The sequence below is a fragment of the Sphingosinicella flava genome, from assembly GCF_016025255.1.
In the GTDB taxonomy this organism is placed as follows: Bacteria; Pseudomonadota; Alphaproteobacteria; order Sphingomonadales; family Sphingomonadaceae; genus Allosphingosinicella; species Allosphingosinicella flava.
This window is the reverse complement of record NZ_CP065592.1, coordinates 660711-681004: the sequence shown is the minus strand read 5'-3', so window position 1 is coordinate 681004 and position 20294 is coordinate 660711. Positions and strand designations below refer to the sequence as shown.

The window sequence follows — 20294 nt, the reverse complement described above, 5'->3', positions numbered from 1 at the left end:
GGCTTACTTCTTGGCCAGCTGCGCCTCTCGCGCCGCTTTCATCTTCGCGAAATCGTCGCCCGCATGATAGCTGGAGCGGGTCAGCGGGCTCGCGGCGACGAGCAGGAAGCCCTTGGCCCGCGCGATGGCCGCATAGGCGCTGAACGCCTGCGGCGTCACGAACTCCTCCACCTTCGCATGGCGCGGCGTCGGCTGAAGATATTGACCCATGGTGAGGAAATCGACGTCGGCCGAGCGCATGTCGTCCATCACTTGATGGACTTCAAGCCTTTGTTCGCCCAAGCCCACCATGACGCCGGACTTGGTGAAGATGGTCGGATCCTGCCGCTTCACGCTCTCGAGCAGGCGAAGCGAGGCATAATAACGGGCACCGGGACGGATCGTCGGATAGAGCCTCGGCACGGTTTCGAGGTTGTGGTTGTAGACGTCCGGCCGTGCCGCGACGATCGCTTCCACGGCCGCTTCCGGCTTGTTGCGGAAATCGGGTGTCAGAATCTCGATGGTCGTGGACGGCGTGTTCCGGCGAAGCGCTTCGATTACCTTCACGAACTGCCTTGCGCCGCCGTCCGGCAGGTCGTCGCGATCGACAGAGGTGATGACGATATGCTCAAGACCAAGCTCGGCTGCGGCCGTCGCGACATGCTCCGGCTCGAGCGGATCCACGGCGCGGGGCATGCCGGTCTTCACGTTGCAGAAGGCGCAGGCCCTGGTGCAAGTGTCGCCCAGAATCATCACCGTCGCATGCTTTTTCGTCCAGCATTCGCCAATATTGGGGCAGGCCGCTTCCTCGCACACGGTGGCGAGGTTCAGGCTGCGCATCAGTTTCTTCGTTTCGGCGAAGCCGGTGCTGGTCGGCGCCTTGACGCGGATCCAGTCGGGCTTGCGAATGCGCGGCGGACGGATGGAGGCTGTCGCTTCGGTCATGGCGTGCAAATAGCGACTGATCGTTCTATTCGCCACCCCTGTCGATCAGGCTTAATCGAGCGGCGGCGACTGCACTTTCGCGATTTCCTCAGGCGAGAGGCGCTGAACTGTGCCGGGTGCGCCGGGATCGATCGGTTTAGCATTCGTTGCACCCATTGCGCCTGACGGCGTCAAGGTAACGCGCACGTCCCGCTTATCGAGGCGCCTTGTCATCCCGTCGCCTAATATAGTGCCGCTCGCGACCTCAATCGCCGCATCGGTGGGATCGGCGAATTCGGATAGAGACCGTGCCACGGCATTCGCATCGACATGGCTGCCGACGACCACTGTGGCGGTGTCATAGCCATCTTTCGCGATCCAGATCGTACCGCCATCGTCATTGGGCAGACGCAGGCTGCAGGGCGTAGTGCAACTGCTGCCATAATTTGTAGTGGCCGTCGCCCCTGAAGGAATGCTCTGTACCGCTACTGGCTGGTTCGGCGCCATTCCTCGCCCGCTGATGCAGCCAGTGAGAAGAAGGGGGAGCAATAACCAACCCTTCGCACGAACGCCCATCCTGTCCTCCCATACACTTGTCCCGTAACGAAGCTGCTGCGGGAAAGGCTCTGAATGCTTTGTGAATAGTGTTCATGCCGCTAAGGGAGGCCGATCGAGAGGAGCATAATGGCCGACTTCAACGCACTCATCGCTGGTTATCATCGTTTCACGGAGGGGCGTTATCGTGAAGAGCGGGATCGCTGGGCGGAATTGGCCGAGGGCCAGAGCCCCAAGGTCATGGTCATCGCCTGTTCCGACAGCCGGGTTGATCCGTCCCAATTGTTCGACGCTAGCCCTGGCGAAATGTTCGTCGTCCGCAACGTTGCGAACCTCGTACCCCCTTTCGAGACCGGAGGCGGACGGCACGGCGTGTCGGCGGCACTCGAATTCGCGGTGACGCAGCTCAATGTCGAAGAAATCGTCGTCATGGGCCATGGATCGTGCGGCGGCGTTCATGCCGCCCTCTCCCGCCGCTTCGACGGCGCCGAACCGGGCGATGGGGGCTTTATCGCGCACTGGATCGACCTGCTCGACGAAGCGCGGGACCGGATCGCGGCTGAGCATGGCGAGGGGCCGGAGGCGATCCGCGCGCTGGAGCTGGAAACCGTAAAGGTCAGCATCGCCAACCTTCGCACCTTTCCATTCATTCCCGAACGTGAAGCGGCCGGGCGGCTGACCATCCATGGCGCCTATTTCGCGATCGCAGACGGCATGCTGCATGTTCTGGATGAAACGACGGGACGGTTCAGCCCGGCCTGATTGGATCGGCTTAAACGCTAACGGATGAGCCCGTCTATTTCGATCTCATCGAGCGGCGGCTTACCCTGGCGACGCAGCTGTTCATTGACCGCCGCCTGATATTTGGCGGCGGCCCGTGCCCAAGTCGGCGCGCCTGGCTTGGTCATCTCCATGATCCGGCCTGTCAGTTTCACCGTCGCCTCAAGCTGGGCATCGGAGAGCTTTTCGGGCGCGCGAAAGACGCGCTGCGACCTGGCACCGGTCCAAGCGAACAGCCCGAACAGCAGGGCAAGGCCGATGATGATGATAATGATGATCGTGGTCACGACGGCACCCCTCCCCTCCTTCGACGCTTAAACCGCCTCAAAAGCGCCATCAAGGCACGCGGCGGCCGACGACGTTCCCAGGAGGCGAATAACGGCAGATAAGGTAATCCCATTGCCCGGCCTTGTGCACCGCGCAGCCTATGCGTGTCGTCGCGGGCCAGATCATTTGCGTATAATGCGCGACGTCGCTCCAATTGCCGCTGCGGCTGACGTCATCCGGGAAAAGGCCCGGGCGGAAGATACGCTTCTCGTTGATCCAGCCGCCGATCATTTCCTCGACCGAGTAGGCGTCGCGCGTTCCCATCCACAAATTCTCGCCTTGTCCAGGCCGGTCGGCACCCGGCGAGTGCCGGAGCTGCCCGATACGAGCGAGCTTGGGCCCGTAGGCGGCGGCCGACATCGCGAGCGCCCTATCCCACGCAAGTGGCGCGACACCGGCAGCCTGCCGTTCGCGATTGTGGAGAACGAGAATGCGAGCGGAGAGATTATCAAGGCGTTGCGGCGCGCCGCCGACGGGTATGCGCTCCGTCACCAGCGCACCATCCGCCCAGGGCGGGCGTTCTGCCGAGCAGGCGCCAAGTAAGGCGGCCAGCGCGAGAAGGAATGATACGGTGTTTCTCGTTCTCATGCGACGCAAAAAGAACCAGGCGGGCTGCAAGTTCCGCCTCTGGCGGCAGGGTTTGGAAGCTGGAAGGTTAGGGTTATAAGAGACTTGTCGTGATATGAGGGCCCCGGCAATGGATGTGGATCGGTTCGAAGGGCTGATTGCCGTGCAGCATGCCGTGACGGCGGCGGGCGGGAACCTGCAGGCAGTCATGCAGGCGATTGTCGATGCCAAAGGCGCGATGCCGCAAGCGACTGGAACCGTGGTCGAGCTACGCGACGGCGACCAGCTTTATTATGCCGCCGCCAGCGGCACATCCGCCGGGCTTGTCGGGCTACGCCTTGCCCTCAACGCCAGCCTTTCGGGCATGAGCATCCTGACCGGCGCTCCATTGTCCTGCGTGGATTCGGAACAGGATGTGCGCGTCAACCAGGCGGCCTGCCGCAAGGTTGGCCTGCGGTCGATGATCGTCGTGCCCATTCCCCACCGCGGGCAGACCGTGGGCGTCCTGAAATATTATTCCGACCGCCCCGCTGCGTTCAGCGACGAGGATATGCTGGTCGCCCACCTGCTGGTTGGCCCGATCGCCATCGGTTTCAGCAGCGTCGCAGAAGCGGACGCCGAACGAGCGCGAAAGGAGTTGGCCGCGATCATTCAGCTGAAAGAGGAATTGGTCGCGAACGTCAGCCACGAATTGCGCACGCCGCTTACCGCGATCGCGGGGTCGCTAGGCCTCCTCGACAGTGGCGCCGCGGGAAAATTGCCGGAAAAGGCACACGGGCTCGTCGCCATTGCCACCAAGAACGCGCAGCGTTTGACCCGGCTCGTGAACGATCTCCTCGACATTGACAAATTTGATTCCGGACGTGCCGCTTTCACGCTGGCCGAAACCGATCTTCGCGCCCTAATCCTGGAAGCGGTCACGCAGAACGAGCCCTTCGCCACCCGTTTCGGAGCGGTGTTGTTGCCGTCCCTGCCAACTGACCCGGTCATCATCCAAACGGATGGCGACAGGTTGCTGCAGGCTCTCACCAATTTGATCTCCAATGCCGCCAAATTTTCGCACGGCACAGTTCATATCGACCTTCGCGGGCAGGAGGGTGAGGCGCGCATTGTCGTGCGGGACGATGGCCCCGGTATTCCCGAAGCCTTTCGCATGCGATTGTTCGAGCGCTTCGCCCAAGGCGAAAAGACCAGTCAGCCGGGCACGGGCCTCGGCCTTGCGATCACCAAGAGCATCGTCGAGCTTCTTGGCGGCTCGATCGCGCTCGATCCCCATGTCGCACAGGGTGCAGCATTTGAAATTCGCCTGCCCTTGATGACAAGCGAGCGAAAAGGCCTGGCCGCGTAAGGCAAGGCGCCCAGCGCATATTATGCGTTGCGATTTTCGAAACGGCGCGATGCCTTTCCCTCAGCTTTATGAAACCGGTTTAAACCTTATCTCGATGGGAACACTGATGGAGCCCGATCATGTTACCCGCTTTGTTCGTTTCCCATGGCGCGCCGACTTTTCCTTTGACGGACGTGCCTGCCCGCCATTTCCTTGAGAACCTGGCCGCTGCTCTCCGCATGCGGCCGAAGGCGATCCTGGTCGTGTCCGCCCATTGGGAGACACGTCGCCCCACGGTGAACGAGGTCACCGTGAACGAGACGATCCATGACTTTTACGGCTTTCCCAAAGCGCTATACGACATCGTTTACCCTGCCCCGGGATCCGCCGATCTCGCCGCGCGCGTGCGGGCTTTGTTGGAGGCAGGCGGGCTCACCGTCGACACCGATCGTACGCGCGGCCTCGACCACGGCGCTTGGGTTCCGCTCCGCTTGTTATATCCCGATGCCGATATCCCGGTGGTGCAGCTTTCGGTTCAGACCCATCTTGGTCCGGAGCATCATCTCCGCCTTGGCCGTTTGCTTGCGCCCCTGCGCATGGAAGGCGTTCTCATCGTCGGATCGGGAAGCTTCACGCACGATTTGTCGAGTTTTCGCGATTATGCCCATGCCATCGACGCGCCGGAGCCGGTCTGGGTAACGGAATTCGCCCATTGGATGGACGCGGCGATCCAAGAACAGAGGACGGCCGATCTCCTGGATTATCGCAGCCGCGCGCCTTCTGCGGCGCGCAACCACCCTACCGAGGAGCATCTTCTTCCCCTTTTTCTCGCCATGGGTGCCGGCGGCGCGGCGGCAAAGCGCCTCCACGCCAGCACGATTCACGGCATTCTCAGGATGGACGTCTACGCCTTTGGAGAAATCGGGGCGTAGGATCCTTTACCGGGTCAGCTTCTTGTAGCTCATCCGGTGCGGCCGGTCGGCTTCGGGGCCCATGCGGCGGCGCTTGTCCTCCTCATAGGCTTCGAAATTTCCTTCGAACCATTCGACATGGCTGTCGCCCTCGAATGCCAGGATGTGCGTCGCGAGACGATCAAGGAAGAAGCGGTCGTGGCTGATGACCACGGCGCAGCCGGCGAAATTTTCGAGCGCCTCTTCGAGCGCGCGGAGGGTTTCGACGTCGAGGTCGTTGGTCGGCTCGTCGAGCAGCAGGACGTTGCCGCCCTTCCTCAGCATCTTCGCCATGTGGACGCGATTGCGCTCGCCGCCGGACAATTGGCCGACTTTCTTCTGCTGGTCCGAACCCTTGAAGTTGAAGGCGCCGACATAGGCCCGGCTGGGGATTTCGTGCTTGCCGAAACTGAAGATGTCGAGGCCGTCCGATACTTCCTCCCACACGTTCTTGCCCGGATCGAGCGCGTCGCGGCTCTGGTCGACATAGCCGAGGCGCACCGTGTCGCCGATGTCGATACTGCCGGAATCGGGCTGTTCGACGCCCGTGATGAGCTTGAACAAGGTGGTCTTGCCCGCGCCGTTCGGACCGATGATCCCAACGATCCCGCCGGGCGGCAGCGTGAAGTCGAGATTTTCGAACAGCAATTTGTCGCCGAACGACTTGGTGAGACCCTTCGCCTCGATCACCTTGCCGCCAAGCCGCTCGGGCACCTGAATGAGGATCTGCGCCTTGCCCGGCGTGCGATTTTCCTGCGCCTCGACCAATTCGTCGAACGCCCGGATACGGGCCTTGGATTTGGCCTGCCGCGCCTTGGGACTGCGCCGGATCCATTCGAGTTCGTCGGAAATCGCCTTTTGCTTGCCGGCGTCTTCCCGTTCCTCCTGTTCAAGGCGTTTTGCCTTCTTTTCCAAGTAGGTGGAATAGTTTCCTTCGTAGACATAGTAACGGCCGCGATCCAATTCGAGAATCCAGTTCACGACATTGTCGAGGAAATAGCGGTCGTGGGTGACGAGGATGACATTGCCCTTATAGTCGACCAGATGCCGTTCCAGCCATGCGACGCTTTCGGCATCGAGATGGTTTGTCGGTTCGTCGAGCAGAAGGATGTCCGGCTTTTCGAGGAGCAGGCGGGTCAGCGCGACGCGCCGCTTTTCACCACCCGACAGATTGTCGACTTTGCTATCGCCCGGCGGGCAACGTAGCGCGTCCATCGCGATTTCAAGCTGGTTGTCGAGCGTCCAGCCGTCCACCGCGTCGATCTTTTCCTGGAGCTCGCCCATCTCCGTCATCAGCGCGTCGAAATCGGCATCGGCCGGCGGATCGGCCATCAGGGTCGAGATTTCGTTGAAGCGGTCGACGAGGTCCGCGACCGGGCGGACGCCGTCCATGACGTTTTCCTTCACCGTCTTGGTCGGATCGAGCTGCGGTTCCTGTTCAAGATAGCCGACGGTGATCCCCTCGCCCGGCCAGGCCTCGCCGGTAAATTCGGTGTCGCGGCCCGCCATGATCTTCATCAGGGTCGATTTGCCGGTGCCGTTCGGGCCGACGATTCCGATCTTCGCATCCTGATAGAATTGCAGGTTGATGTTATTGAGCGTGGGCTTGGGCGCGCCCGGAAAGGTCTTGGTCAGGCCTTTCATGACATATGCATATTGTGCGGCCATGGCGGCGGCTTTCTCCGGATGGAAATGGACGGAAGTTTCGGGCGCCTACCTAGTGTGTCGGCGCGGCATTGGCAAACGCAAGCAGGGGCTTTCGTTCCCCGATATTGTTGGATAGGCAAACGGCATGAAAAAACCGATCTTCATCGCCGCCCTCGCCCTCCTCTCTTCCACCGCGGTCGCCGTCACGCCGGCGACGCCGCTCAAGACGGCCGAAATGCTGCGCGACGCGGCGCTGAAGGACGATGTGGCGTTCGACATCACCGAAGGCCTCACTACCGAAGTCGGCCAGCGCATGGCGGGAACCGAAGCGGAAGCCCGCGCCCGCGATTGGGCGGTGGCCAAACTGAAGAGCCTGGGCTTCAAGAATGTGCGCGTCGAAACGTTCGACATGCCGGTCTGGGTGCGTGGCGAGGAGAAAGCGGAGATCGTCGCCCCCTTCCCCCAGAAATTGACTCTGGCGGCGCTCGGCAATAGCGGAGCCACCCCGCCGGAGGGCCTTCGCGCCGAGGTGATCGGGTTCGACAGCCTCGCGGAATTCCAGGCGGCTCACGACGCGCTGGTCAAGGGCAAGATCGTGTTCGTGAGCCATGGCATGGTGCCGACGCAGGACGGCTCGGGCTACGGCTATTACGGCGCCGCCCGGCGGCAAGGCCCGTCCATCGCCAGCCGCAAGGGGGCGGCGGCGATCGTCATCCGATCGATCGGCACCGATCATCACCGCAACCCGCATACCGGCGTCCAAAGCTGGGCGGAGGGCGTGACGCCGATTCCGGCCGCGGCCCTCTCCATCCCCGATGCGGAGCAGCTGCAGCGCATCTTGAAGCGGGCCGGCAACAGGCCGGTCACGATGCATCTGACGCTGACGCCGCGCAACATCGGTATTCAACAATCCGGCAACGTCATCGCCGAAGTGCCGGGCCGAGACCCCAAGGCGCCGGTGGTGCTTGCCGCCTGCCACCTCGACAGCTGGGATTTGGCGACTGGCGCGTTCGACGATGCCGCGGGTTGCGGTATTACCGCCGCGGCGGCGAAGCGCGTCATGGACCATGGCCAGCCGCTTCGCACGATCCGCGTCGTCTGGTTCGGTGCGGAGGAAGTGGGCCTGTTCGGCGGTCTGGATTATATGCGCAAGCATCCTAACGAGCATGCGGTGATCGCCGAGAGCGATTTCGGCGCGGATCGCGTCTGGCGTTTCGACAGTCGCGTCGCACAGACGGCACAGCCGGTCGTGCAGGATATCGCCCGCGCCCTCGCCCCTCTCGGCATCGCCCAAGGCTTCACCGATCAGGCGGGCGGATCCGACATCGGCCCCATGGCGGCCAGCGGCGTGCCGACGATGGAGCTGCAACAGGACGGTACGCGCTATTTCGACATTCATCACACGCCCGACGATACGCTCGACAAGATCGATCCGGAGCAACTGCGCCAGAATGTCGCCGCCTGGACGGCCATGCTGTCGCTGACGTCGAATGCGGCTGTCGAATTCGGGCCGATGCCGCCCGTGCAGCGATAAGCCCGTGAACGGCCGCATGGACGAATGGCCGCTTCGCGCGCGCCAGGATCGCCGCCATTTCCTCCTCGCTATCGATCCGTTGGGGCATCGCCGCTAATGCCGGTCTACAGCGCCTCCCAGGGCGATATCCTCGTCCTGAGACAGCCGGACGATTGGCATGTCCACCTACGCGATGGCGGCATGCTGCATGCGGTCGCGGGCCATACGGCGCGGCAGTTCGCCCGGGCGATCATCATGCCGAACCTGGCACCGCCCGTCACCACCGCATCCGCCGCCGATGCGTACCGGGCGCGGATCCTGGCTGCGGTGCCGGAAGGCCTTTCGTTTGAGCCGCTGATGACCCTCTATCTCACCGATAATTCCGATCCGGATGACATCGAGGCGGGCTTCGCGGACGGGATCGTGACCGCCTGCAAGCTCTATCCCGCCCACGCGACGACCAATTCGGCGCAGGGCGTGACGAACATCAATGCGATTTATCCCGTTCTCGAACGCATGCAGCGCATCGGCATGCCGCTTTTAATTCATGGCGAAGTTACCGATCCGGACGTCGATGTCTTTGACAGGGAAAAGGTGTTCATCGACCGGGTGATGCAACCGGCGATGCGGGATTTCCCGACGCTGAAGGTGGTGTTCGAGCATATCACCACAGCGGAAGCGGCCGATTTCGTGGAGAGCGGGCCGCCCAACCTCGCCGCGACGATCACGCCCCATCACCTGCAGATCAACCGCAACGCGATGTTCGCAGGAGGCATCCGGCCCCACGCTTATTGCCTGCCCGTCGCCAAACGGGAGCGGCATCGCTTGGCGCTCCGTAAGGCTGCGACATCCGGCTCGCCCAAATTCTTCCTCGGCACCGATTCCGCGCCGCATGAGGTTTCCGCCAAGGAATCGTCCTGCGGTTGCGCCGGTATCTTCAACGCGCCGGTAGCGATGGAAAGCTATGCGACCGTTTTTGAAGAGGAAAACGCCCTCGACCGGTTGGAGGGTTTCGCCTCCGAACATGGACCCGATTTTTACGGCCGCCCCCGCAATGAAAGATGGATCAGGCTGGTTAAGCAGGATTGGGCAGTGCCCGCCCTCCTCGAAACCGGAAACCAGCGGATCGTCCCCTATCATGCCGGCGCCACCCTGAAATGGCGCTTTGACGGGATCGCCGGATAATCGGCCGCTATGCTCCGATTTTAATGCGCGACGGCACTTGCAGCGGCGCCGTACTCCTTCATCGCCGGTACACCAGGTCCAATATTTCCGCCGGGCGCAGGAATTGCTCGGCTGAAGGATCGAAATGCGGTGATTGGGCCAGGCCGCTCGCCCAGGCGGCGGCTGCGCGGCCGCCCCATTCGTCCGGACCTTCCGATAGCGTCGCGGCGCTCGTCCCCGTAGAGTGCCGGGCGGTGAAATCGTAGAAGCTGCCATTGACGTTGCGCAACGACGCCCCGCCTTTCGTGCAGTAAAAATCCGCGGCGATGATGGCGTCCTGACCGGCATGGAGCCGCCAGGAACAGGCAAGGCGTCCGAGCTCCTGAACTTCACTGCCGCGGGGGCCGAGCCCCACTAGCCTCCTGCGCCGGTGAGGTTCGCGCCGGAATTGGTGACTCGAGAGGTCGAGCGGTTGGGCCGCGTGCGTCCGCGTTTGTTCGATGAGGGGAGCTGCTGCGACCGTCCCTACTCGCCTCGCATCGAACTTCGGGCCATCATCACCGCCGACCCCGCCGAACCTAGCTTCGGAGCCGTTGGCTCGGAGCTGCTACCCCTGTATAGCATGGCGTATACAGAAGAAGACCGTCGCCCTAGCGTGGGGTGCTTTACCCCTCCTTTACGAGGGAAAAATGGTCGGGGAGACAGGATTCGAACCTGCGACCCTCTGCTCCCAAAGCAGATGCGCTACCAGACTGCGCTACTCCCCGATCATGTCGGCCCGACCTTGCGGCGAAGGCAATGGTGGGCCCGGCAGGATTCGAACCCGCAACCTAGCCGTTATGAGCGGCCGGCTCTACCATTGAGCTACAGGCCCACGCGGCGCCGCGATAGGGAGCGTATCGGCGATTGGCAAGGGCTTTACGCGGCATCCGGGGCGGAAAGGGTGCCGTGACCCGGCGCCCTTCCTCACCCATGCAATCGGATCAGCCGCGCTGGTTGAGCCAGGCCATCCAGAAAGCGGCGATATCGGCGCGCGGACCCTGCACTGCTTTCAGCGCCGCTTCCGCCTCCACTTTCTGCCCCGATTGGGCGAGCGCCGCGCCGAGGCGGGTGTTCACCAGATTGGCGTCCACGCCGCCCTTCTGAAGGGCAGCCCGATAAAGGGCGGCGGCTTTCGCATAATCGCCATAACCATAATAAGCGTCGGCGGTGCTGAGGGCCATCTGGCCCGTGCCGGATGCCAAAGCCTTGGTTTCGAGGCCGCCCAGCGACTCGCGATCCCCCTTCATCTGGACAGTGTTCGCAGCGATCAGTTCCTTGAACGGCGATTTCGCGGCATCGACATGGCGCGCGGCGACGCCTTCATCGAGGACAGCTTTACTTTCGCCCGGGAAACCGCCGCTTTTCAATTGATCGGCGAAGCGGAAATAATCCCGTTCCCCCGTCAGCCCCTTGGCGGCGCGCATCAGGCGGAAAAGATCGAGCTGCGCCTGCGCGTCGAGCGTCGAGCTGTCGCGATAGATGAGCAGGGCATCGCGCCAATTGGTGGGCGTGGGATAAGCGGCGACGAGGGCCTTGCCGAGCGCCACGCTCTGCGGCGCCATCTTGTTCTGGAAGGCGAGCGAAAGGGCGCGCTTGTACCAGGTGTCCGGAACCGGCTGCCCCGCGGCTTTGCGCATGTCGATGGCACGGGAGATGAGATCGACCGCCTCAGCGCCCTTCTTGCCGTCCACCTTGAGCTCGGCGAGGGAGAGGAGAACATCGGGATCGTTCGGCGAAATCTGTGCTGCTTTGGTCAGCGCATTTTCCGCCGTCTTGCGGTCGCCCGCGCGGTCCGCGAGAGCCGCCTGATTGAGATACAGGGTGGACAGATCCTTTTGCGGCGTACTGGCCGTCGCGAGCAGGCGATCGATCGCCTGACGCTGGATCGCCTCATTATTGCTGTCGATGCCGAGCTTCAGCATCAATTGGCCGAGGACATATTGCGCGTCCGCCCCCTTTGCCGCGGCCTGAGCGGCCGGGAGGGCGGCGGTCGCGGCGGCCGTATCCTTGGCGTTCACCGCCGCCTGAAGCGGGGCGAGGCCATTCCGTTCTTCCTTGCTGAGCTTATACTCCCGCGCCGGAGCCGGAGCCTGTTGCTGCTGGACGGCCGCCATCGCGGCGGGGGAAACGCCCACCAGGAAAAAAGTCATGCCAAGGGCGAATTTGGAAATGGATTTCACGAATTTCCTCCTGCCGGCCCGCGCATGCACGCCGGATTGAACGGTCAAGGATGCGGCACTTACTGCCTTTCCCCGACGCTTTCTAGATCGTCCGGCTGAACCCGCGTTGAATTGGGGTGGCGCAAGGGCGAATTGACCGCGTCCCGGCCGCTGGCTACCGGGCGGAATGCTTGCCGTGATTTCGCCCGCCAAGACGCTCGATTATGCGCGCCCGGTTCCGCCCCTCCCCGCCACCAATCCCGATTTCCGAGACGACGCCGCGCGCATCGCCAAGGCAGCCGCCCGGCTGTCGAAAAAGAAACTGTCGGGGCTGATGCATATTTCCGACAAGCTCGCCGCGCTCAACGTCGAGCGGTTCCGGACGTTCGACGTCCTGCCGGAACGCCAGGCCATCTATGCCTTCGCCGGCGACGTCTATGCCGGTTTCGAGGTCCACAGTCTGGACGCCGAAGCGATAACCTTCGCGCAGGATCACTTGCGGATCCTGTCGGGCCTGTACGGCCTGCTTCGCCCTCTCGACGCCATCCGGCCCTACCGGCTGGAAATGGGAACGCGCTGGGCGCCCGCGCGCGGCAATCTGTACGGATTTTGGCAGGACCGGATCGCCGCCGCCCTCTGCCGCGCACTCGACCAAGGCGGCGGGCCGATCGTCAACCTTGCCAGCAAGGAATATTGGGCGGCCGTCGACGGGAAGCTGCCGTCCGACGTTCGGGTGATCGAGATCGATTTCAGGGAGGACGGTCCGAATGGGCCGCGCTTCAACACGTTCGCCGCGAAGCGGGCGCGGGGCATGATGGCCCGCTATATTTGCGAACACCGGCTGACCGACGCGGAAAGCCTTAAGAACTTCGACAGCGACGGCTATCGTTTCGATGCGGAGGGGTCTGACGCCGATCGTTGGCGCTTCACCCGGCGCTAAGCCCTCGCGCGTGCGTGCGCGCACGGGGTGGCGTCCGCCCTTTTCCTTCGCTAGAGTTCGGTCATCCCATGCGCGGCGACGCGCGCCACCGTTACACATCGTCAGGACAAGACATTGGCCAGCACGCCGCCGACCATCGAGAATAGCGACATCAGCCCCATTTCCATCGTCGAGGAGATGAAGACCTCCTACCTCGATTATGCGATGTCGGTGATCGTCGCCCGTGCCCTTCCGGACGTTCGGGACGGCTTGAAACCGGTCCACCGCCGCATTCTCTACGGCGCGCATGAAGCCGGATTCGTAGCGGGGCGTCCCTACCGCAAGTCGGCGCGTCTCGTCGGCGACGTCATGGGTAAATATCACCCGCACGGCGACGCGTCGATCTACGATGCCCTCGCCCGCATGACCCAGGATTGGTCGATGCGCGTGCCGCTGATCGACGGTCAGGGCAACTTCGGATCGATGGATCCCGATCCGCCTGCCGCCATGCGTTATACCGAAGCGCGCCTTGCCAAGGTGGCGGATGCCTTACTTGAGGACATCGATCGCGATACGGTCGACTTCCAGCCCAATTACGATGCCTCGGAACGCGAGCCGCAGGTTCTTCCCGCCCGTTTTCCGAATCTGCTCGTCAACGGCGCGGGCGGCATCGCGGTCGGCATGGCGACCAATATTCCGCCGCACAATCTCGGCGAGGTGCTGGCGGCGTGTAAGGCCTATATCGACAATCCCGCCATCACCGTGGACGAGCTGATCGAGATCGTTCCCGGCCCCGATTTCCCGACCGGTCCGCTGATCCTCGGCCAAAGCGGCGCCCGCAGCGCCTATCATACGGGGCGCGGTTCGATCATCATGCGCGCACGCCACGAGATCGAGGAAGGGCGCGGCGACCGCCGGTCCATCGTTCTCACCGCTATCCCCTACCAAGTCGGCAAGTCCGGCCTGGTCGAAAAGATCGCCGAAGCCGCCAAGGAAAAGCGGATCGAGGGCATTTCCGACATTCGCGACGAATCGAACCGCGAGGGCGTCCGCGTCGTCATCGATTTGAAGCGCGACGCAACGCCGGATGTGGTCTTGAACCAGCTCTGGCGGCACACGCCTGCCCAGTCGAGCTTCCCGGCCAACATGCTGGCGATCCGCGGCGGCCGTCCGGAAACGCTCAATCTCCGCGACATCATCGAAGCGTTCGTAAAGTTTCGCGAAGAGGTCATCACCCGCCGCGCCAAGTTCGAATTGAACAAGGCGCGTGATCGGGCGCACATCCTGCTCGGCCTCGTTATCGCAGTAACCAATCTTGATGAGGTGGTGCGGATCATTCGCGGATCGGCGTCACCTGCCGAAGCCCGCGCTGCCCTCCTTGCCCGCGAATGGCCGGTTGCGCAGATTGCGCCCTATATCGCGCTTGTCGAAGCCGTCGAGCATGAGGTCGACGGCGACAGCTACACTTTGAGCGAAACCCAGGTTCGCGCCATCCTCGATCTGCGTCTCCATCGCCTGACGGCGCTCGGGCGGGACGAGATCGAGGGTGAGCTGAAGCAGCTCGCCGCTTCCATCGCGGAGCTGCTCGCCATTCTGGGCGACCGCGTGAAGCTCTACGCCGTCATGCGCGAGGAATTCGACGCGGTCGAAAGCCAATTCGCGACGCCACGCATCACCACCATCGCCCCAGCGGGCGACAGCATCGACGATGAAGACCTGATCGAGCGCGAGGACATGGTCGTGACCGTCACCCATGGCGGCTACATCAAGCGCACACCGCTCGACACCTTCCGTACCCAGAATCGCGGCGGCAAGGGCCGGTCCGGCATGGCGACCAAGGACGAAGACGCCGTGGTGAAGCTGTTTGTCACATCGACGCATACGCCGGTTCTGTTCTTCTCCACCCACGGCAAAGTCTATCGCATGAAGGTGTGGCGCCTGCCCGAAGGCGCTCCGCAGGCGCGCGGCCGCCCGATGATCAACCTTTTGCCACTGGCGGAAGGGGAAACCATCTCGACCGTCTTGCCGCTGCCGGAAAATGAGGAGGAGTGGAAGAACCTCCACGTCATCTTCGCGACCGCCCATGGCGGGGTACGCCGCAACAGCATGGATGCCTTCGCCAACATCCCCTCGAACGGCAAATTCGCCATGCGCTTCGACGATGATGCGACCGATCGATTGATCGGCGTTGCCCTTCTCACCGAGGAAGACGACGTGTTGCTCGCGACCAAGAACGGCCGGGCTATCCGGTTCGAAGCGACGGCGGTGCGCGAATTCCAGAGCCGCACTTCGACGGGCGTGCGCGGCATAACGCTCAAGGAGGATGACGAAGTCATTTCGCTGTCCATTCTCAAGGGCTTTGCGGCCTCCACTGAAGAGCGGGAAGCCTATCTCCGTGCCGCGCCGTGGAAGGAGAATAAGAACCCGCCTACCCTCAACCCGGAACGGATGAAGGCGTTCGAAGAAGCGGAAGAGTTTATCCTGACGGTGACCGTCAACGGTTACGGGAAGCGCACTTCGGCTTATGAGTATCGCCGCACCAATCGCGGCGGTCAGGGCATCACCAACATCGAAACCTCGCAACGCAACGGCTGCGTCGTGGCGAGCTTCCCCGCGCATAATGGCGAGCAATTGATGCTGGTCACCGACCAGGCGAAGATGATCCGCACCACGGTGGGCGATATCCGCATCGCGGGACGCAACACTCAGGGCGTCACTATCTTCCGCGTCGCCGAGAATGAGCATGTCGTGTCCGCGGCCCGCATCGAGGAAAGCGAAGATGAGGCCGAGGCGGTGGTCGACGTCGAGGATCAGACGCTGGCGGCGAGCGACGCCGTGATCGGAGACGGCGTGGAATAACATTCGGCAAGCTGCCGAAATTGGCTTCAGGAAGAGCTTATCCGGCGGCGGCGCGGGTGGCGTTGGGCATAAGGTCTACGACCTCGGCATCTGGCAGCACCGATTGCCAGAGCAGCGTGCGATGGCACCCACGATAGTCGCGTTCGAAGCAGAGCAAAGCGGATGGTTTTTCCTCCGCCAGCGCGATCATCCTTGCGGCATCAAGTCCGGCCTCGGGTGTGTCGAGTTGAGCGGCATAGACGCGCTCCAGCACGTCCTGCTTTCCCTTTCGCGCGGCTTCCCGTCCTTCCGGAGGAGTGCCAAGGGCCTTGAGGTTGACATAATCGATCCCCGCTTCCCGCAGACCGTTGGCCAGCACATTCTTTGAAAAACCGGGTCTGCGCGACAAGGGCACGGCCCGGACATCGATGACCCGCTCGACGCCTGCGTCCTGCAATGCAGCGATAAGCTCCGCCTGGGTGGCGCCTTCGTAGCCGATGGTGAATATCTGCATCTCGCCCTCCGCCATGCCCATTCGCCGTAAGCGAAGGATGGATCGGATGCTCAACGCTTTACATGGGCATCCGCCTCACCGGCCGGTCCGGAGACCGGCCGGTCTTTGGATCAGAGATCGTCCCCTTCGTCCGGGCCAGTCATCAGCGCGTCCGACACCTCATCTGTCCGTCCGCGGATGGCGCCTTCGAGCCGGGCTGCAAGCTCCGGATTTTCCTTCAGGTAGGTTTTGGCATTCTCACGGCCCTGACCGATGCGGATCGAGTCATAGCTGAACCATGCGCCCGATTTCTCGACAATCCCGGCCTTGACGCCGAGATCGAGAATTTCGCCGATCTTGGAAATGCCCTCGCCATACATGATGTCGAATTCGACCTGCTTGAACGGCGGCGCGACCTTGTTCTTCACCACTTTCACGCGGGTCGTGTTGCCGATGATGTCGTCCCGATCCTTGATTTGGCCGGTGCGGCGGATGTCGAGGCGGACGGACGCGTAGAATTTGAGCGCGTTGCCGCCGGTCGTCGTCTCCGGATTGCCGTACATGACGCCGATCTTCATGCGCACTTGATTGATGAAGATCACCAGGCACTTCGACTTGGAGATGGAGCCGGTGAGCTTGCGGAGCGCCTGACTCATGAGACGCGCCTGAAGACCGACATGGCTGTCGCCCATCTCACCCTCGATTTCGGCACGAGGAACGAGCGCGGCGACCGAGTCCACGATCAGCACATCGACGGCATTGGAGCGCACGAGCGTATCGGCGATTTCCAGCGCCTGCTCGCCCGTATCCGGCTGCGATACGATCAGCTCGTCAATGTCGACGCCAAGCTTCTTGGCATAGACCGGATCGAGCGCGTGCTCGGCATCGACGAAAGCCACCGTGCCCCCGCCGCGCTGCGCCTCGGCCGCGGCATGGAGAGCGAGCGTGGTCTTGCCCGAGCTTTCCGGCCCGTAAATTTCGACGATACGGCCCTTGGGCAAGCCACCGATGCCTAGCGCAATGTCGAGGCCCAGGGAGCCCGTCGAGATCGCCTCCATCTGGATCGCCTCACGCGAACCCAGTTTCATCGCCGACCCCTTGCCGAACGCGCGATCGATCTGCGCCAGCGCCGCTTCGAGAGCCTTTTGCTTATCCATATCTTCTGATTTCCTGCCGGATTCGACGATTTTCAAGGATGCCACCATGGCCAAGCTCCCTCTTCATTGCCAGCAAAAAGCTGTTCACTGAAGAGGCGTGTATCCTATTTGTTCCATGAGAACAAGAAGGAAACCTTCTTCCTTTCCCCCGCACGCGGCGAGGGGTCAGAGCGTACGTTCCGCGAGCGCGGCGTTGATCGCCGGGTCAATCGCATCAACCGTATAGGGTTTGGCAAGCACCGGCGCCCCGGCATGCTCGGCGGGCGGAGGCTCGATATGGCCGCCGGTCGCGAGAATGAAGGGACGACCTTCCTGCGCGAGGCGATCGGCGACCGGCCAGATCCGTTCATTCTTCAAATGAACGTCCATGATCGCGACGTCGAAACCGCCCTCGTCGATGCGGATCATCGCCTCCTCCACGCTTTCGGCAATGGCGACGCATTTGTGCCCGAGGGATTCGAGAAAATCCTCGAGCATCATGGCGATGAGAGGTTCGTCTTCGACGACGAGAATGGAACGACTGTTACTCACAAGAAATGCTTAGGCGGTCCGGCGTGAAACCGGAAGCCTTATTTGTGACGAAGCGCATCGCGGGCGGCTTCCGCAAGTTTTTGAACCGAAAAGGGTTTTGCGAGGAAGGCGACATTTTCAAGGTCGATCGACTTGCGAAGCTGCTCCTCAGCATAGCCCGAGATGAACAATATCGGCAGGTCGGGATGCGTCTTGCGCGCTTCACGAACCGTGGTGGGGCCGTCCATCGTCGGCATGACGACATCGGAAATCATCAAATCCACCCGTTCGGCGGCGGCGAGGATTTCGAGCGCCGCTTCGCCATTTTCGGCCGAAAGGACGGTGTAGCCATGGCGGGTAAGCGCGCGTTCGGCCACCGCGCGCACCATCGCTTCATCCTCGACGAGCAAGATTGTGCCGCTGCCCCAAAGTTCGCCGCTTTCCTTCACCTTGCTCCGATTTGGGCGGCTGGGGCCTGAACGGTCGACGGGCAGGTAAATGGAAATGGTGGTTCCGCGCCCCATTTCCGAATCCGCGAAAATATAGCCGCCCGATTGCTTGACGATGCCGTAGACGGTGGAAAGGCCAAGGCCCGTCCCCTTCCCTATTTCCTTCGTCGTGAAAAAGGGTTCGAAAATCTTGCTCATCACCGCGGGCGGAATGCCGGTCCCGGTGTCGGTCACGCGCAAGGCGGTATAATCGCCGATGGGAAGAACGTCGTGACCCATCCGGCGGACGTCGCCCGCCGATACACCGAAGGTCTGGATGGTGAGGCTGCCCCCCTGCGGCATGGCGTCGCGCGCATTGACGGCGAGGTTGACGATGACCTGCTCGAGCTGGCCCGGATCGGCGCGCACTGCGCCGAGATTGCGCCCATGCTTCGTCTGCAGCGTCACCGTTTCGCCGAGCAGCCGCTTCAGAAGGTTCGACACTTCGGCGACGACGTCGGGAAGCTGGAGCACCTGGGGCCGCAGCGTCTGCTGGCGGGAAAAAGCAAGAAGCTGGCGCGTGAGACCGGCCGCGCGGTTCGAATTGGACCGGATCTGCTGAATATCGTCATAATCGCTGTCGCCGGGCGTGTGCCGCATCAGCATCAGATCGCAATGGCCGAGAATGGCCGTCAGGATATTGTTGAAATCGTGCGCGACGCCCCCCGCCAACTGCCCCACGGCCTGCATCTTCGTCGCTTGGGCGACCTGCCGTTTCAGCCGGTCTTCCTCACTATTGTCCTTAAGGGAGAGAAGCACCGTCGCGTCGCCGAGGCCGCGCGCGCCCGCCACGGTGAGCGCCACCGGTTCGTCCGGGCTGGATTTCAGGCGGACGGCCATGTCGCTCGACATCGACGGACCGCGCGCGAAGCGGCGGACAAGATCGGAGACGGATCCCTTGTCCTCATCGACGACGAGATCGCCCGGGTAGATTGGCCGCGCGTCATTCGAAAGCCCCGCCGCCTTGCGGAACGCCTTGTTCAGGTAGACGAAGCGCCCATCGACATTGACGAGCGCGAGGCCGAGCGGAAGCATGTCGAGGAGCGCGTTCACATTGCCCCTATCGTCCTGCATCAGGCCGGAAAGGCCGGCGGTGCCATCCTCCAGAATAAGGAACAGGGTGAGGTGTCCATCGCCCTCGCCCACCGGCATCTGGACGATGCGAAGCGGCGGCCCGCTCGCGCCCTCCACCGCATAGAAGAATTGGCCGTTTTCCGTAGCGAGCAGGAGATCGATGAGCGGCGCCCCGGTCGCGATCCCGTCGCTTTGCCCGGTAGCGCGGCCGGCAAAGGCGCGATTGGCGGCGATGACGATGCCTTGATCGTCGACAAGCGCGGCCATCAGGCCCGCATCGCCCATGCGAGAACCCGCCTCGCCCGTCAGCATGCGCTCCGCCTCGATCGCGAGATCGGTGCCGCCTGCCAGTGTGAAGGACCAGAGCAGGAAGCTCCCGCCCTGCCCCGCGCGCTGCACGTGGCCGATCGCGGAGCGGCCGTTGCGATCGGTGGCGCGGAAACTAAATGCGCCCTCGAGCCGTGCCAAATCCCCGGCGGCGCGGACCGTTTCGGGATCGGCCAGTCCCGCATCATCATCGTCCGGCGGATGAAGGCCGCCGGTCAGTTCGCAATAGGCTTCGTTGGCGCAGAGCAAGGCCCCGTCCGGGCCGGACAGCGCCATGGCCGACGACGCGCCGTCCATTACCGACCGGACGAGTTTCAAATCGGCGAAGGGAGCCGGTGCTTCGGGAACGGCCGCATTCCGGCTTTCCCTAAGCAGAATGAAGGCCGCGGCCGCCAAGGCTCCGGCGCAGAACGCGGCCGTGAAGGCAGGGCTGGCGACGGAGCGAATGAGGATGAGCGCCGTCAGGAGGAAGGCGATGCCGATCGCGAAGGCCAGCCACGCGCGGGCGAGGGGTTGCCGGGTACCTGACGCGAAAGTGAATGCCGGCACCCGTC

At 62.8% G+C, this 20294-nt stretch carries 18 protein-coding genes and 2 tRNA genes; 7 read left to right on the top strand and 13 right to left on the bottom strand.

Going from position 1 to position 20294, the window contains the following annotated elements:
- Positions 1–3: 3 nt before the first annotated feature.
- Both lipA and IC614_RS03580 read right to left on the bottom strand, forming a co-directional pair.
- Positions 4–924 carry a lipoyl synthase gene (lipA, locus tag IC614_RS03585; RefSeq protein WP_200972396.1) on the bottom strand — a complete coding sequence of 307 codons (921 nt, stop codon included), beginning with the start codon at positions 922–924 and terminating at the stop codon, positions 4–6.
- Positions 925–975: 51 nt separating this feature from the next.
- A complete protein-coding gene (locus tag IC614_RS03580; RefSeq protein ID WP_200972387.1) occupies positions 976–1479 on the bottom strand; it encodes a hypothetical protein in 504 nt (167 codons plus the stop codon).
- Positions 1480–1587: 108 nt separating this feature from the next.
- Here IC614_RS03580 and IC614_RS03575 point away from each other — a divergent pair, with 108 nt between their 5' ends.
- Positions 1588–2220, top strand: coding sequence for a carbonic anhydrase (locus IC614_RS03575; protein ID WP_200972385.1), 633 nt, complete (start codon positions 1588–1590; stop codon positions 2218–2220).
- A gap of 17 nt (positions 2221–2237) precedes the next feature.
- On the opposite strand, the gene IC614_RS03570 is transcribed toward IC614_RS03575, so the two are convergent.
- Complete coding sequence (locus tag IC614_RS03570) at positions 2238–2525, bottom strand: hypothetical protein (RefSeq protein ID WP_200972384.1); 288 nt, start codon at positions 2523–2525, stop codon at positions 2238–2240.
- Between the two features lie 49 nt (positions 2526–2574).
- Positions 2575–3153, bottom strand: coding sequence for a CAP domain-containing protein (locus IC614_RS03565; protein WP_200972382.1), 579 nt, complete (start codon positions 3151–3153; stop codon positions 2575–2577).
- Positions 3154–3247: 94 nt separating this feature from the next.
- Between IC614_RS03565 and IC614_RS03560 the strand changes: the two genes are divergently transcribed.
- On the top strand, positions 3248–4480 hold the full coding sequence (locus IC614_RS03560) for a sensor histidine kinase (RefSeq protein ID WP_207791151.1): 1233 nt from the start codon (positions 3248–3250) through the stop codon (positions 4478–4480).
- Positions 4481–4599: 119 nt separating this feature from the next.
- Positions 4600–5391 (top strand): DODA-type extradiol aromatic ring-opening family dioxygenase, encoded by a 792-nt coding sequence (locus IC614_RS03555; RefSeq protein ID WP_200972378.1) that lies wholly within the window; start codon positions 4600–4602, stop codon positions 5389–5391.
- A gap of 6 nt (positions 5392–5397) precedes the next feature.
- Here IC614_RS03555 and ettA read toward each other — a convergent pair whose 3' ends face one another.
- On the bottom strand, positions 5398–7077 hold the full coding sequence (gene ettA, locus IC614_RS03550) for an energy-dependent translational throttle protein EttA (RefSeq protein ID WP_200972376.1): 1680 nt from the start codon (positions 7075–7077) through the stop codon (positions 5398–5400).
- 124 nt (positions 7078–7201) lie between these two features.
- Here ettA and IC614_RS03545 point away from each other — a divergent pair, with 124 nt between their 5' ends.
- Positions 7202–8590 carry a M20/M25/M40 family metallo-hydrolase gene (locus tag IC614_RS03545; protein ID WP_200972374.1) on the top strand — a complete coding sequence of 463 codons (1389 nt, stop codon included), beginning with the start codon at positions 7202–7204 and terminating at the stop codon, positions 8588–8590.
- A 96-nt stretch (positions 8591–8686) separates the two neighbouring features.
- Positions 8687–9754, top strand: a complete 1068-nt coding sequence (gene pyrC / locus IC614_RS03540; RefSeq protein WP_200972372.1) for a dihydroorotase — start codon at positions 8687–8689, stop codon at positions 9752–9754.
- Positions 9755–9812: 58 nt separating this feature from the next.
- On the opposite strand, the gene IC614_RS03535 is transcribed toward pyrC, so the two are convergent.
- The 4 genes from IC614_RS03535 to IC614_RS03520 form a co-directional block, all read right to left on the bottom strand.
- Positions 9813–10148: a hypothetical protein gene (locus IC614_RS03535; protein WP_200972370.1), complete on the bottom strand. Its 336-nt coding sequence runs from the start codon at positions 10146–10148 to the stop codon at positions 9813–9815.
- 275 nt (positions 10149–10423) lie between these two features.
- Positions 10424–10500, bottom strand: a tRNA-Pro gene (locus tag IC614_RS03530).
- 32 nt (positions 10501–10532) lie between these two features.
- Positions 10533–10607 (bottom strand) — tRNA-Ile (locus IC614_RS03525).
- A 109-nt stretch (positions 10608–10716) separates the two neighbouring features.
- Positions 10717–11955 (bottom strand): tetratricopeptide repeat protein, encoded by a 1239-nt coding sequence (locus IC614_RS03520; protein WP_207791150.1) that lies wholly within the window; start codon positions 11953–11955, stop codon positions 10717–10719.
- A gap of 166 nt (positions 11956–12121) precedes the next feature.
- Between IC614_RS03520 and yaaA the strand changes: the two genes are divergently transcribed.
- Together yaaA and gyrA are read left to right on the top strand one after the other, a co-directional pair.
- Complete coding sequence (gene yaaA / locus IC614_RS03515) at positions 12122–12874, top strand: peroxide stress protein YaaA (RefSeq protein ID WP_200972366.1); 753 nt, start codon at positions 12122–12124, stop codon at positions 12872–12874.
- 114 nt (positions 12875–12988) lie between these two features.
- Complete coding sequence (gene gyrA, locus IC614_RS03510; RefSeq protein WP_200972364.1) at positions 12989–15712, top strand: DNA gyrase subunit A; 2724 nt, start codon at positions 12989–12991, stop codon at positions 15710–15712.
- Positions 15713–15749: 37 nt separating this feature from the next.
- On the opposite strand, the gene IC614_RS03505 is transcribed toward gyrA, so the two are convergent.
- From IC614_RS03505 to IC614_RS03490, 4 genes are all read right to left on the bottom strand, one after another.
- Positions 15750–16205 carry a DUF488 domain-containing protein gene (locus tag IC614_RS03505; protein ID WP_200972362.1) on the bottom strand — a complete coding sequence of 152 codons (456 nt, stop codon included), beginning with the start codon at positions 16203–16205 and terminating at the stop codon, positions 15750–15752.
- Positions 16206–16315: 110 nt separating this feature from the next.
- Complete coding sequence (gene recA / locus IC614_RS03500) at positions 16316–17389, bottom strand: recombinase RecA (RefSeq protein ID WP_200972359.1); 1074 nt, start codon at positions 17387–17389, stop codon at positions 16316–16318.
- Positions 17390–17506: 117 nt separating this feature from the next.
- Positions 17507–17872 carry a response regulator gene (locus tag IC614_RS03495; protein WP_200972357.1) on the bottom strand — a complete coding sequence of 122 codons (366 nt, stop codon included), beginning with the start codon at positions 17870–17872 and terminating at the stop codon, positions 17507–17509.
- Between the two features lie 38 nt (positions 17873–17910).
- The gene (locus IC614_RS03490) at positions 17911–20289 is read right to left on the bottom strand and encodes a hybrid sensor histidine kinase/response regulator (protein ID WP_226372714.1); all 2379 of its coding nucleotides are present in this window, start codon (positions 20287–20289) and stop codon (positions 17911–17913) included.
- Between the last annotated feature and the right edge of the window lie 5 nt (positions 20290–20294).